The 14666-nt window shown below is 27.4% G+C and carries 17 protein-coding genes; 14 read left to right on the top strand and 3 right to left on the bottom strand.

From position 1 onward, the window contains the following. Positions 1 to 339: 339 nt before the first annotated feature. From AYC59_RS07085 to AYC59_RS07070, 4 genes are read left to right on the top strand one after another with little or no spacing between them, the layout of a single operon-like run. Positions 340 to 1347, top strand: a complete 1008-nt coding sequence (locus AYC59_RS07085) for an ABC transporter ATP-binding protein (protein WP_066896889.1) — start codon at positions 340 to 342, stop codon at positions 1345 to 1347. Further along, a complete protein-coding gene (locus AYC59_RS07080; protein ID WP_066896887.1) occupies positions 1347 to 2297 on the top strand; it encodes an ATP-binding cassette domain-containing protein in 951 nt (316 codons plus the stop codon). Before AYC59_RS07085 ends, AYC59_RS07080 begins: the two co-directional genes overlap by 1 nt. Before the next feature lie 2 nt (positions 2298 to 2299). After that, positions 2300 to 3262 (top strand): oligopeptide ABC transporter permease, encoded by a 963-nt coding sequence (gene opp4B, locus AYC59_RS07075; protein ID WP_066896885.1) that lies wholly within the window; start codon positions 2300 to 2302, stop codon positions 3260 to 3262. 12 nt (positions 3263 to 3274) lie between these two features. Next, entirely contained in the window at positions 3275 to 4171 is an 897-nt protein-coding gene (locus tag AYC59_RS07070; RefSeq protein ID WP_066896883.1) for an ABC transporter permease, read from the top strand. A gap of 32 nt (positions 4172 to 4203) precedes the next feature. Here the strand turns inward: AYC59_RS07070 and AYC59_RS07065 are convergent, their stop codons facing one another. Genes AYC59_RS07065 through holA form a run of 3 tightly spaced genes read right to left on the bottom strand, consistent with a single transcriptional unit; the run spans position 4204 to position 6476 of the window. Then, positions 4204 to 4857, bottom strand: a complete 654-nt coding sequence (locus AYC59_RS07065; RefSeq protein WP_066896881.1) for a hypothetical protein — start codon at positions 4855 to 4857, stop codon at positions 4204 to 4206. Position 4858: 1 nt separating this feature from the next. Further along, the gene (locus AYC59_RS07060; protein ID WP_066896879.1) at positions 4859 to 5572 is read right to left on the bottom strand and encodes an ABC transporter ATP-binding protein; all 714 of its coding nucleotides are present in this window, start codon (positions 5570 to 5572) and stop codon (positions 4859 to 4861) included. Between the two features lie 10 nt (positions 5573 to 5582). Next, entirely contained in the window at positions 5583 to 6476 is an 894-nt protein-coding gene (gene holA / locus AYC59_RS07055; RefSeq protein ID WP_066896877.1) for a DNA polymerase III subunit delta, read from the bottom strand. 167 nt (positions 6477 to 6643) lie between these two features. Between holA and AYC59_RS07050 the strand changes: the two genes are divergently transcribed. The 10 genes from AYC59_RS07050 (at position 6644) to atpC (ending at position 14428) form a co-directional block, all read left to right on the top strand. Beyond that, complete coding sequence (locus tag AYC59_RS07050; protein ID WP_066896875.1) at positions 6644 to 7432, top strand: GNAT family N-acetyltransferase; 789 nt, start codon at positions 6644 to 6646, stop codon at positions 7430 to 7432. 164 nt (positions 7433 to 7596) lie between these two features. Then, positions 7597 to 7983, top strand: coding sequence for an ATP synthase subunit I (locus AYC59_RS07045; RefSeq protein WP_066896873.1), 387 nt, complete (start codon positions 7597 to 7599; stop codon positions 7981 to 7983). A gap of 5 nt (positions 7984 to 7988) precedes the next feature. Continuing rightward, complete coding sequence (locus AYC59_RS07040; RefSeq protein WP_390889593.1) at positions 7989 to 8903, top strand: F0F1 ATP synthase subunit A; 915 nt, start codon at positions 7989 to 7991, stop codon at positions 8901 to 8903. A gap of 18 nt (positions 8904 to 8921) precedes the next feature. Further along, positions 8922 to 9161, top strand: coding sequence for an ATP synthase F0 subunit C (atpE, locus tag AYC59_RS07035; RefSeq protein WP_156445520.1), 240 nt, complete (start codon positions 8922 to 8924; stop codon positions 9159 to 9161). 20 nt (positions 9162 to 9181) lie between these two features. Further along, positions 9182 to 9682 carry a F0F1 ATP synthase subunit B gene (gene atpF / locus AYC59_RS07030; protein WP_066896867.1) on the top strand — a complete coding sequence of 167 codons (501 nt, stop codon included), beginning with the start codon at positions 9182 to 9184 and terminating at the stop codon, positions 9680 to 9682. Position 9683: 1 nt separating this feature from the next. Beyond that, a complete protein-coding gene (gene atpH, locus AYC59_RS07025) occupies positions 9684 to 10205 on the top strand; it encodes an ATP synthase F1 subunit delta (protein WP_066896865.1) in 522 nt (173 codons plus the stop codon). Between the two features lie 14 nt (positions 10206 to 10219). Next, on the top strand, positions 10220 to 11725 hold the full coding sequence (gene atpA / locus AYC59_RS07020) for a F0F1 ATP synthase subunit alpha (RefSeq protein WP_066896863.1): 1506 nt from the start codon (positions 10220 to 10222) through the stop codon (positions 11723 to 11725). A 15-nt stretch (positions 11726 to 11740) separates the two neighbouring features. Beyond that, the gene (atpG, locus tag AYC59_RS07015; protein ID WP_066896861.1) at positions 11741 to 12625 is read left to right on the top strand and encodes an ATP synthase F1 subunit gamma; all 885 of its coding nucleotides are present in this window, start codon (positions 11741 to 11743) and stop codon (positions 12623 to 12625) included. Between the two features lie 14 nt (positions 12626 to 12639). Next, positions 12640 to 14034, top strand: a complete 1395-nt coding sequence (gene atpD, locus AYC59_RS07010) for a F0F1 ATP synthase subunit beta (RefSeq protein WP_066896859.1) — start codon at positions 12640 to 12642, stop codon at positions 14032 to 14034. A 1-nt stretch (position 14035) separates the two neighbouring features. Then, the gene (gene atpC / locus AYC59_RS07005) at positions 14036 to 14428 is read left to right on the top strand and encodes an ATP synthase F1 subunit epsilon (RefSeq protein WP_066896857.1); all 393 of its coding nucleotides are present in this window, start codon (positions 14036 to 14038) and stop codon (positions 14426 to 14428) included. Positions 14429 to 14666 lie beyond the last annotated feature (238 nt).

Below are 14666 nucleotides of genomic sequence, written 5' to 3'. Positions count from 1 at the left end.
ATTGCAACAGCCTCTTTTATTTTAAAAATATTTTTATAGTTTTAAGTATATATAAAATTAATGATTACCATAAATAATATATATTTGAAATATTTTCTATATAGAGGTATAATGTATTTAAAAGAGTTCCATATTATTATGGTAAAATGATACAAGGGAACGGATAAAACCGTTTCTATTTTTTGTTGATAGATATTAGTGTGAGATTGTATAAATCAAGTGCTTTTTCTTGACAATAATAATTTATATAGTATATAATATGGGTTAGATTGTATTATGATTACTAAGAATATAAACATAAAATACATATGAATGATGAAAGCAGGAAAGGAGTAATTAATGAATAATGATAGATTACTTGAAATTAAAAATCTAGTAACGAGTTTTCGTATAAAAGATGAATACTATAGAGCTGTTGATAATGTAAGTATAGATTTAAAGAGAAATGAAGTATTAGCTATTGTTGGAGAATCAGGATGTGGTAAAAGTACACTTGCAACTTCAATAATGGGGTTACATAATCCAATATTTACTCAAGTAGAAGGTGAAATTTTATTTGAAGGTAAAAATTTAGTTGAATTTGATGAAGCACAATTTAATGAAATAAGAGGAGCTAAAATTGGAATGATATTCCAAGATCCGTTATCTGCATTAAATCCTTTGATGAGAATAGGGGATCAAATAGAAGAGGGGTTAAGATATCACACTGATTTAGATCCAACTCAAAGAAGAGAAAGGGTAAAAGAATTAATAGAAAAAGTAGGGATAATGGATCCTGAAAGAGTAATGAAACAATTCCCACATCAGTTATCAGGTGGTATGCGTCAAAGAATAATAATTGCAATAGCTTTATCATGTAGACCAGATATATTAATAGCAGATGAACCAACAACAGCATTAGATGTTACTATTCAAGCACAAATTCTTGATTTACTTCGTGAATTACAAAATGAAATAGGAGCTGGAATCATATTAATAACACATGATCTAGGTGTTGTAGCAGAAATGGCAGATAGAGTAGCTGTTATGTATGCTGGAGAAATAGTTGAAGTAGCAACTGTTTATGATTTGTTTAATAATCCTAAACATCCATATACTAAATCTTTATTAAGTTCAATACCTCATATGGATAATAATGGAGAAGAAGAATTACATGTTATAGAAGGAACTGTTCCATCATTAATAAATCTTCCAAGACAAGGGTGTAGATTTAGAAGTAGAATACCATGGATAAGTGAATCAGTACATGAAGAACATCCAGAATTACATGAAGTAGAACCAGGACACTTTGTAAGATGTACATGTCATGAAAAATTCTACTTTGCTGATGAAGAAGGTGAGAAATAATGAGCGATAAATTAATAACACTTACGAATTTAAAAGTTCACTATCCAATAAGAGGAGGGTTTTTCAATACTATTCAAGACTATGTTAAAGCCGTTGATGGTGTTAGTATGGAAATTGAAAAAGGAAAAACTTATGGACTTGTAGGAGAATCAGGAAGTGGAAAATCTACTATAGGTAAGGCTATAATAGGTCTTGAAAAGATAACAGAAGGTAACTTGATATTTGAAGGAGAAAAAGTTAATTTAAATAGAATACCTAGAAAATCAATGTATAGAAAAAATATACAAATGATATTCCAAGATTCAATGTCATCTTTAAATCCTAAAAAAAGAGTTTTAGATATCTTGTCTGAACCACTTAAAAATTTCGAGAATTTTACACCAGAAGAAGAAAGAAGAAGGGTTGTAGAATTATTAGAAATAGTAGGGATGACTGAAGATAATATAGTTAAATATCCACATGAATTTAGTGGAGGACAAAGACAAAGATTAGGTGTTGCAAGAGCAATAGCAACTAATCCAAAACTTATAATAGCTGATGAACCAGTTTCAGCACTAGATTTATCAGTACAAGCACAAGTTTTAAATTATATGAAAAAAATACAAAAACAATTAGGGTTAAGTTATATTTTCATTTCACACGATCTAGGAGTAGTAAAACATATGTGTGATCACATATCAATAATGTATAAAGGAAGATTCGTTGAAACTGGAAATAGAAATAATATTTATACAGATCCTAAACATATATACACTAAGAGATTAATAGCAGCTATACCTGATGTTAATCCTTTAGAAAGAGAAAATAAACGTAAAAATAGATTGATTATAGAAAATGAGTATAATAGTACTTTTAAAAATTACTTTGATAAAGACGGAAGAGTTTTTGATCTTGAAAAAATAGAAGGTAAAGAAGAACATTTTGTAGCTTTAGGAAAGGGAGGTAAATAATTATGTGGAAAACGGTTTTAAGAAGAACTATATTAATGATACCTCAATTAGCTATATTAAGTGTTATAGTATTCGTTGTAGCTAAATTAATGCCTGGAGATCCTTTTACAGGTTTAATAAGTCCAACAACACCGCCTGAAGCTATAGAAAGATTAAGACAACAAGCAGGATTTTATGATCCTATGTATGTTCAATATTTCCGTTGGATAACAAGAGCTTTCCACGGGGATTTTGGAATGAGTTATGCATTTAAATTACCAGTAACTACAATAATAGGAGAAAGAATATATAATACATTCTTCTTATCATTATGTTCAGTTACTTTAATGTATTCAATTGCATTACCTTTAGGGGTTATAACTGGTAGATATAACGGTTCAAGAATTGATAAAATAGTTACTGTATATAACTTTATAAGTTATGCAATGCCATCATTTATTTTATCACTTTTAATGGTTTATTTATTTGGATATAAATTAAGATTATTCCCAACAGGAGGATCTGTTGATATAGGGTATGTGCCTGGAACAATTTCTTACGCTATTAATAAATTTTATCACTTATTATTACCTTCAATAACTTATGCATTACTTGCAACAACAGGAGTTATTAGATACTTAAGAAGTGAAATTATAGATTCAAAATCTTTAGATTATGTTAAAACTGCAAAAGCTAAAGGTGTACCTGAATCAGTAGTTTATTCAAGACATATATTTAGAAATTCTGTTTTACCTATAGCAGCTTTCTTAGGATATACTATAACAGGTTTATTTAGTGGATCTATATTTATTGAAACAATATTTAATTATCCAGGAATGGGACAATTATTTATGTCTTCAATAGGAACAAGAGATTATTCAATTATAACTACATTAATATTATTCTATGGATTTATGACATTACTTGGTTCATTATTATCAGATATTATATTAACTATAGTAGATCCAAGAATAAGAATAGAGTAAAGGAGGAAAGAAATGGAAACTAAAAAAGAAGAATTAAATGTACATGAAGTACCATCAGCATTTAATATTATAAAAAGAGAATTTAAAAAAGATAAAATAGCACTCTTTTCTTTCACTTTACTAGTAAGTCTTGTAGTAATAATATTTATTTCTGCAACATTCTTTTTAGATGTTAATGAGGTTATGAAAGTTAGATTGCTTGATAAATATGCAGCACCTCTTGAAGGATATTGGCTTGGAGCTGATTATGGAGGACGTAGTATATTAGGACAATTAGTAATAGGAGCAAGAAACTCTATTATGATAGGTGTTTGTGTTACTATTATTACTGAAGTAGTAGGTATAGTAGTAGGTATAGTAATATCTTATTACGGTGGATGGATAGAAGATATATCTATGAGAATTATAGATTTCATAAGTGTATTACCAACTACATTATTAATTATAGTTTTTGCAACTATAGTTCCTAAGTATAATGTTGTAACATTTATATTAATGTTATCAATATTTTATTGGATAGGAACAGCAAGATTAATTCGTGGAAAAGTTTTATCAGAAGTTAGACGTGATTATATAAGCGCATCGAAGACTATGGGGACAAGTGATTTTAAAATAATATTTAGAGAATTACTTCCTAACATATCTTCAATAATAATAGTTGATATGACTTTAAGTTTTGCAGGAAACTTAGGTATAGAAACTGGATTAACGTTCTTAGGATACGGACTTCCGCCTTCAACACCATCACTTGGAACTTTAATAAGTTATGCAACTGCACCAGATGTACTTGCAGATAGATGGTGGGTATGGATGCCAGCATCATTCTTAATACTAGTATTAATGTTATGTATTAACTATATAGGGGAAGCACTTAAGAGAGCATCAGATGCAAGACAAAGATTAGGATAATAAAAAAATACAGTGAAAGCTGTATTTTTTGTTTAGTTTAATTCTATTTTGTTTAACATATTTCCAGAAATATACATACATATAATTGTCATTATAGCTTCTAAAATAGAAACAAAATATGATACATAATATATATTTAAAATAAATTCATCAAGTAAAAAAATAGTTGTAAGTATTCCAAATATGAGTAATATAACTGATAGAATACTATATACTAAAAACCATAATCCTTTAAATCTAGGAGCTATTTTGTGTGCTAGTATTATAGAGAAAAATAATAATGCCATAGTCATAGTATAAAATAGTGTTAGAGCTAATACATCTATTCTAAATTCAAACATAGTAGATATTAAAGCAGCAATATTTTCTACTATTATTGTAGATACAACCGGAACTATAAATTTAGCCCATATTATAACCTGACCTGAAATAGGTATAGAAAAATCAAAATATGATTTTTTACTTTTTAATAATCTATTAAAAGATGATACCGAATAAAAATTAAATACTATAACAGATAATCCACAAGCTCCTGCAAGAACTCCAAGTATAGATATGATTCGTATATCTAAATTTTCATAATTATTTAACATATTTGTTAGTATCTGACCAAATATCCTTATTAAGGCATATAGCAATATAAATTTAGAACCATTTTTAAGTTCTAGTTTTAAATATTTAAACATATTAATTCACCTTACTTTCTGAAAATATTTGTTTATATAAATCTGAAACAGATAAATTAGGATTTTCTTTTTTGAATTCTTCAGCATCATATATTTTATCTACTTTACCATCTCTTAGGAAACAAAATTCATCAAATAAATTATCTATATCATCTATTAAGTGAGTAGTTATTATTATACTTGATTCTGGACTTTTAATTTTTTTAATAAGATCTATAATAAAATCACGAGTAATAATATCAACTGCAGCTAAAGGTTCATCAAGTATGAATAATTTTGCATTTCTTGAAAGAAGTAGAGAGATGTAGAATTTTTCTTTCATTCCTTTAGAAAGTGTTGCAATTTCTTGTATATCTGATAATTCAAGTTCTTTTAAAAGAAAGTACATTTTATCCTTATCAAAATCTTCAAAAAATTCTGAATATATATTTATGTATTCCCTTATAGTTTTAGTAGAATCTATAAATTCTGAATCTGGAAGATAACTTACTATTTTTTTTGTCTCTATTCCTGGTTTTAATCCATTTATTAGAATTTCACCAGAATTAGGTTGTGAAATAGCGGCCAGCATCTTTAAAAGTGTTGTTTTTCCACTACCATTTGGACCTAATAATCCTATTATTTTACCTTTTTCTATTTCTAAATTTAATTCTTTAATTATTTTGCTTCCTTTAAAAGATTTATTTAGATTAGAAATTCTCAATAATTTTTCCATATATTTTCTCCTATCTATTAATGATTTCTAGTATGAAAGTTTCTATAGTATCTTCAAGTGGAGATATACCACTTTTAATATTGTTTTCAACGTCAAAGGCTCTATCTAATATTTTTAATATATCCTCTTTACTAAAATTTTTAAGATAAGGAAGTTTCTTAAAAATATAGTAAGGTGAGTAATTTTTAAGTAATTCAATTTTACTTATCTGATTTTTAAATGTGTTATAGTTATTTGAAAGATTAGGAAATAATTTAAGTTTATAAAGTATTTCAAAATCATTACATAATGTTGCTAAAACACCCAGATGTTCTTTTATTGGAAAACTTATATTTCTTTTGCTTAAAATATCATCTGTTAGATTGAAGATTACAAAGTTAGAATTTTTAGAAATTATATCTTCTACTTTTTTAAAACTATATTCTTCTCCATTTAAAAATACATTTATTTTATCAGTTTCATTTTTTAAACTTTCAAAATTATCTCCTATGACATCTAATAAAAAACTTGCATCATCATTATTGCAATTTAATTTTCTTGTTATATATTCTATATAGTTTTTTCTATTTTCTTTTTCATTTAAAATTTCGTAAAACTTAAAGTTATTAGCTAATTCTTTTATTTTCTTATTTTCTTTATTTGCTTCAAAATCTATTATTATATCCTTATCTGAAAATGCAAATTCATTTAATTTTGAAATAAATTCATTTGTATTTTTTACCTTGTTTGCATTTTTAAGAACTAATAAAGTAGGAGTTGAAAAAAGAGATCCAGAATTTAACTCATTCCAAAATAGGTCTATATTTTCTTCTGAAAAATATATTATTTCTTCTTTATCGGTACTATTTATTAGTTCATTTTTCTTTATAGATATTGAACTTAAGCCGTATAGAAAATGTATCATAAATGCTCCTTTCAATTTAAAAATATTATATAATATTTATCAATTTGTGTAAAGGTAATATACTTTGAAAAGAGTGTGAAAAGTATTAAGAGAGTCTATTCTTTGATCTTGATTTTATACTTTAATATTGTTAAAATAAATTAAATTATAAAATTTATGGAGTATACATGTTGGTTGAATTAAATTTAAATTCTTTTGATTTTAGACATAAAGAATTATTAGGATATTTTCCTTATTCTATAAAAAAGTGTTTTGTATGGTTTGATAAATCTGAAAATTTAATTGCCATAGGAGTTTTAGGTTTAAATATTTATCATCCATATAATGACTATATTAAAATATCAGTGAGAGAAAATCATAGGAATAAAGGAATAGGTACTGAGTTATTTGAATATATTAAAAAACACACTAAAAAACAACTTCAATATAATTGTATGGAAAATGATGTTGCATCAATAAAATTTCTATATAAACAGGGATTTAAGTTAAAAAGAAGATGTTGGGAATATGAATTTAGTAATACAGATATTATAGCAGGGAATTTTTTAGAAATAGTCTCGTTAAATAAAGTAGAAATAAATGAATTTAAATTATTAGTATTAGAACAGTATATAAAAATACATGAAGATATTAATCCATTTAATAAAAAATTTGATTTTAATGAATCTATTGATATACTATTTAAAAATGTAGATTATGACATTTCTATGGTTTATTATAGTAATAATGAAAGATACTATTTGTTGGTAGAAATTGAAGAAGATGAAGCTATAATTACATATGTTGGTGGAATAGGAAAAAACTATATTTCATTTTTAAAAACAGCTTTATTTAAATTATCACAAAAATTTAGTGTGATTTCTGTAGAAATTGATGATGTAAATCCATATGCAATGAAATTGAAAGACTTAATATTATTAAAAGAACCTATGTCATATAACACATATATTAAGTGATAATAATATAGATAAATAGAGAAGAAATTTAACTTTTTTATTTTTGAAAAATTTTGAAAAAAATGAAAAAATTTGAAATAAAAATTTATATATTTATAATAAATTATTGACTTAAATATTCTAAAGTGTTATCATTTATGTATATAGTTAAAGGAGATAGTAATATGGAATTTGAAATTAAAAAAATAATCAAAATAAATTTGATAATAGCAATTATACTTATACTTATTGCATTTTTTTTTAATTCAAGTACTATTGCTTTCTTAGCATTTGGAATAATTGTTTCAATTTTAGCTAATATATTATTAGTTTATGCAGTTTATAAGGTTGTTTACCAAAAAGCAGGTAAGGGATCAATGTTTATAGATTACTCTAAAAGGTATGTTCTATATATATTATCTCTTTATTTTGTTTATAAACTAAGTAAAAGATATTTTGAAGCAGAGACTTTAAAGAATGTTTTAGCATGTTCATTAGGTTTTTTTGCTATTCAAATTTCTCTATATATTGAACAATATTTTAAAAATAGAGTTTCTTCAGAAGGGAGATGATTTATTTGCATAGAAAAATTGGTTTTTTAGGTTGGATAGGTATAATTTTTCTTATGGGATTAATAGTTAATCTATTTTTAGGACTTATTTCTACTTTTTTACCAGTTGTGTTTGCAAAACCTGAGGGAATAATTGAAGCCCCTGAAGTATTTTTTAGTATACCTTTAGGACATTATGTATTAAATATTAATCAGACTATACTTAATACATGGGTTATAATGTTGGTTATAATCGTAATACTAATATTAGGAACAAGAAATTTAAGTATTGAAAATCCTGGATTTTTTCAACTAGTATTAGAAGAATATTACAACTTTATTAATAATCAATTTTTAGAAGGATATGGAAAATTCAAAGGGAAATTCATGGCATTTTTCTCTGCAATGTTCTCTATGATATTACTACTTAATATATCTATGTTTTTATTCCCGTTTGTTGTTATGTGGAAACATACTAAAGAGGGTCTTTTGATTAAGCCGTTTTTCAGAACAGCAACAGCGGATATGAATACTACAGTAGGTATAGCATTAGTAGTTTTTGTTATGTTTATAGGAGCAGCTATATATCGTATGGGTGTTATGGGTCTAATAAAAGAACTATGTGAACCTTTTGTATTTATGTTCCCTATAAATGTTATAGGAGAGTTTGCAAAACCTATTAATATCTCTATGAGATTATTTGGGAATATGTTTGCAGGTCTTGTAATTATGTCGCTTGTATATGGTTTAGTTATGCCTAATGTGTTACCTACTATAACGGGTAATTTAATTAAAGGAAGTTTAAGCTTTGCAGTAGGTTGGCCAAATATATTACAAGTATATCTTGATTTTTTCATTGGTATATTACAAGCTTTTGTATTTACTGTTTTATCATCTGTGTATATTAAACAGATGTTAATAGGGGAAGAAGAGGAAGAATAAATTTAAGGAGGAACAATGATGGATGCATCAATAATTAAAGCAGCAGCGCTTTTAGGAGCTGGAATTGCAGCATGTGGAGGAATAGGAGCTGGACTTGGACAAGGTCTTGCAACTGCAGCAGCAGTTGAAGCTGTAGCAAGACAGCCAGAAGCAAAAACAGATATTATGTCAACTCTATTTATAGGGTGTGCGGTAACTGAGTCAACAGGGATATTTGCATTAATAATTGCATTAATCTTAGCATTAATTAAATCATAATAAATTGAAAGAAGGTAATTATGGAACAAAATAATTTAATAACTATTGATATACTGATGATAGTTCAAATTATTAACTTCTTCATATTAGTCTATATTTTTCATAAGTATTTCTATAAAAAAATTGGTAAAGTTATTGAAGAAAGAAAAAAAATAGCTTTAAAAGATCTTGAGTTAGTAAAAGAAGAAAGAACTAAACTTGAAGAACAAAAACAAAATTATGAAAAACTTAGAAAAGAAGCTAAAAGACGTGCTAATGATATTATTATAAAAGCAGAAAGACAAGCTGATGAAAGACGTGAGCAAATTATCGATAATGCAACAACTACTAGAGATAGAATGCTTATGAGAGCTGAATCAGACATCTTGAAGTTACGTGAGAATATCAAAGAACAACTTCAAAGAGAAGTTAGCGATATGGCAACTGAACTTGCTGAGAAGATAATAAAAGAAAATATTTCTAATGATCCATCTATGGTGGATAAAAGTATAGATAAATTTATTGATGAAGTAGGTGAATAATATGGATAATATATCTATTTCAAAAAGATATGCAGAGGCCATTTATGAAGTTGCTTCAACAAATGATAAGGTATTTGAAATATTTGAAGTTCTTAATTTACTTTTAGAACATATAAAAAGTGATGAAGATTTTAAAAAGTTTCTAACTTATCCTATTATAGATAAAGAGGAAAAGAAAAAATTAATTAATAAGATATATAAAGATGTTAAAGAAAAACCTCTTGAAATATTAGATTATTTAATAGATAAAGATAGATTACTTCATATTAAGGAAATTTATAGTGAATACAGTAAAATTTATTATGAAAAACATAAAAAATTAATAGTAACTGCAACATTTCCTAAAGAATTGACTGAAGAACAAAAAAACAGATTATCTGATAAATTAAAGAAATTAAAATCACGTGATGTTGTTATACAATATCGTGTTGATGAAAATATAATAGGTGGAGGAATCATAAGAATTAACGATGAAGTTATAGATGGTTCCATAAAAACACAAATAAATAATATGAAACACTAAAGGAGGTGTATTTCTTGAAAATTAAACCTGAAGAAATTAGTAGTATTATTCGTGATGAAATAGAAAACTATAAAAAAAGATTAGATATTTCTACAGTAGGAATAGTTGTAGAAATTGGAGATGGAATAGCTAGAATTTATGGGCTTGAAAATGCTATGGCTGGAGAGTTATTAACTTTTTCAAATGGGTCAACAGGTATGGTTCTAAACTTGGAAGAAAATAGTGTAGGAGCAGTTATACTTGGAGAAACACGTGGAATAAAAGAAGGAGACATAGTAAAAGGTACAGGGAATATTGCTAAAGTTCCTGCAGGAGAGGAAATGCTAGGAAGAGTAGTTAATGCACTTGGAGAGCCTATAGATGGTAAAGGTGGTATAACTCCTTCAAAATATATGCAAGTTGAGAGAGTGGCCTCAGGAATAATAGAAAGAAAACCCGTATCAGTTCCTATGCAAACAGGTATTAAATCTATAGATGGGATGATACCTATAGGTAGAGGACAAAGAGAATTGATAATAGGAGATAGACAAACAGGGAAAACAGCTATAGCAATAGATGCGATAATTAATCAAAAGAATACTGGTGTTTATTGTATATATGTTGCAATAGGTCAAAAAAGATCGACAGTTGCACAAATACAAAGAAAATTAGAAGAAAGTGGAGCTATGGAATATACAACTATAGTTGCAGCAACAGCTAGTGAATCTGCACCACTTCAATATTTAGCACCATATTCAGGGGTTGCTATGGCAGAATACTTTATGGAACAAGGTAAGGATGTTTTAATAGTATATGATGATTTATCAAAACATGCAGTGGCTTATAGAGAAATGTCTTTATTATTAAAAAGACCACCTGGGCGTGAAGCATATCCTGGAGATGTATTCTATCTACATTCAAGATTACTTGAAAGAGCAGCAAGACTTAGTGATGAATTAGGTGGAGGATCAATAACAGCTCTTCCAATAATAGAAACTCAAGCAGGAGATATATCAGCATATATACCTACAAATGTAATTTCTATTACAGATGGTCAAATATTCTTAGAAACTGATTTATTTAATTCAGGATTTAGACCAGCTATAAATGCAGGACTTTCAGTATCTCGTGTTGGAGGATCAGCACAAATTAAAGCTATGAAACAAGTTGCAGCAAGAGTTAAGATGGAGCTTGCTCAATATACTGAACTTTTAGCCTTTGCTCAATTTGGTTCAGATTTAGATAAAGCAACTAGAGATCAATTAAACCGTGGAGAAAGAATAATGGAAATATTGAAACAAAAACAATATATGCCTATGCCTGTTGAAAAACAAGTAGTATCTTTCTATGTAGTTACAAAAGGTTATGTTGATGATATAGATGTAGAAGATATATTAAACTTTGAAGAAGAATTATTACAAAGTATTGAATCTACTTCAGATATTTTAAGAAAAATAGCTAATGAAAAAGAAATAACAAAAGAAATTGATGAAGAATTAGAAGACTTTATTAAAACATTTAAAAAAGACTTTGTTCATTAATGAAAGGAACTAATTATGGCATCTAATATGAAAGAAATTAAAGCTAGAATTAATAGTATAAATAATTCTAAGCAAATAACAAATGCAATGAATATAGTTTCTTCTACAAAATTTAAGAAATTTCAAGTTTTAACTTTTAAGACTCGTGAGTATGAAAAGGCACTTGAAGAAACATTGTCTAATATTTTGAGAGATATAGGGAATAGACATAATATCCTATTTGAAGGTAAAAAAGAAGTTAAAAATGTAGGGATCATAGTAATGAGCTCTGATAGGGGTCTTTGTGGTTCATTTAATTCTAATGCTTTAAAACGTATGGAAAAAATGATAAGAAGATTTAAAAAAGAAGGTAAGAGTGTATCAGTAGTTACTGTAGGAAGAAAAGCTAGAGATTACTGTAAAAGTAGAGATATAGATGTTGATAGTGAATTTATACAATTAATTCCTGAAACAATGTTTGAAAAAGCTAAGATTATTAGTGAAGATATAGTTGATTTTTATCTAAATGATCATTATGATGAGGTATATATAATTTATTCTAAGTTTGTTTCGGTTATAAGCTACAACTTAGTGGAAGAAAGATTATTACCTTTCACAAGACCAGAATTTAAGAATAATGATGAAGAAAATACTAAGAAATCTCAAAAATATATATTTGAACCTGATGAAAATAATGTTTTAGTTGAATTTTTACCTAAAATGCTTAATAATAAACTTTATCAAGCATTTTTAGAAACAGCTGCAAGTGAACATTCAGCACGTATGTCAGCTATGAAAAGTGCAAGTGAAAATGCAACAGAAATGATAGATAAATTAACTTTACAATATAACAGAGTTAGACAAGGATTGATAACTCAAGAATTAACTGAGATAGTCAGTGGTTCAGAAGCTATAAAATGATGATTGGAGGAAAGATGAATAAGGGTAAATTGGTTGAAATAATAGGACCAGTCATAGATGTTAAATTTGAAGAAAAATTACCTGATATCTTTAATGCCTTAGAAATATATAACACTGATGGTAAAAAAATCGTTGCTGAAGTTCAATCTCATTTAGGAAATAATACTGTAAGAGCTATAGCTATGAGTTCTACAGATGGACTTAAAAGAGGAATGGAAGTAATAGATACAGATGGGCCTATCAAAGTTCCAGTTGGGAAAGAAACTCTTGGAAGAATATTTAATGTTTTAGGAGATACTGTTGATAATGGACCTGAAATTAAAACTGAAGAAAAAGATTCTATACATAAACCTGCGCCAAGTTTTGAAGATCAAGAAACACATAGTGAAATTCTTGAAACAGGAATTAAGGTAGTAGATCTACTAGCTCCATATTTAAAAGGTGGTAAAATAGGACTATTTGGAGGAGCTGGAGTAGGTAAAACAGTTTTAATACAAGAATTGATTAATAATATTGCAAAAGGTCATGGAGGACTTTCAGTATTTGCTGGAGTCGGAGAAAGAACTAGAGAAGGTAGAGATTTATATAATGAAATGAAAGAAAGTGGCGTAATTAATAAGACTGCATTAGTGTATGGTCAAATGAATGAGCCACCTGGTGCAAGACTTAGAGTAGCACTTTCTGCATTAACTATGGCAGAGTATTTTAGAGATAAAGAAGGTCAAAATGTATTGTTATTCATAGACAATATATTTAGATTTACACAAGCAGGGGCAGAAGTTTCAGCCTTACTTGGAAGAATGCCTTCAGCTGTTGGATACCAACCAAATCTAGCAACTGAAATGGGAGCACTTCAAGAAAGAATTACATCTACTAAGAAAGGATCAATAACATCAGTACAAGCGGTATACGTACCAGCAGATGACTTGACAGATCCGGCACCTGCTACAACATTCTCACACCTTGATGCAACTACAGTTTTATCAAGACAAATAGCATCTCTTGGAATTTATCCAGCAGTTGATCCGCTTGCTTCAACTTCAAGAATACTTGAACCTGAAATAGTTGGAAATGAACACTATAAAGTAGCAAGAGATACTGTTAGAGTATTACAAAGATATAAAGAATTACAAGATATAATAGCTATACTTGGTATGGATGAATTAGGTGATGAAGATAAGATTATAGTAAGTAGAGCAAGAAAAATACAAAGATTCTTCTCACAACCATTCTCTGTTGCTGAACAATTTACAGGTATGAAAGGTAAATATGTATCATTACGTGAAACTATAAGAGGATTTAAAGAAATTCTTGATGGAGTACATGATGATATACCAGAACAAGCCTTCCTTTATGTAGGAAATATTGATGAAGTACTTGTAAAAGCAAGAGACTTAATGGGTGAGTAATATGGAAAAAAAAGAATATTTTTCATTGAAACTTGTAACTCCAGAAAAAATAGAATTACAATCTGATGAAGTTAAATTCTTAAAGATTAGAACATCACGTGGTGATTTAGGAATACTACCTAATCATACTAATTTTATGAGTGCACTTGGTGAAGGATTGCTTTCTATAAAACAAAATAAAGAAGAGCTTCAATATTTTGTAAGCGGTGGATTTTTAGAAGTAAGTAATAATAAGGTTATAATACTTGCTGAGGAAGCTATAATTGCTGAAAGTGAAGAAGAATTTAAAAGAATTAAATCTGAGAATTTACAAAAAGCAATTGATGCTAAGAAAAAAGAAGATCAAGATATCTTAGGGACTAAGAAAAGATTACAAGATAGTTTAAGAAGATAAGGGGCTGTTGCAATAAAAAATAGCTCTAACTATAAAAAAAGGGTAGAAAATTAGAAATTAAATAATCTAAATTCTACTCTTTTTAAAATATCAAAAAATATAATAAAAAAGGTATAAAATAACACTTTTAAATGGAAAAATCCACACCAAAATGATATAATATACCTATGAACACAATAACTAATAATACCATGAATAATTACTTTAATCAAGATAAACTTTTCAATGTATTTCAGTT

The sequence above is a fragment of the Pseudostreptobacillus hongkongensis genome (genome assembly GCF_001559795.1).
Classification (GTDB): Bacteria; Fusobacteriota; Fusobacteriia; order Fusobacteriales; family Leptotrichiaceae; genus Pseudostreptobacillus; species Pseudostreptobacillus hongkongensis.
Note: the sequence above shows the minus strand (reverse complement) of the source record. Positions and strands in the feature narration are given on the sequence as shown.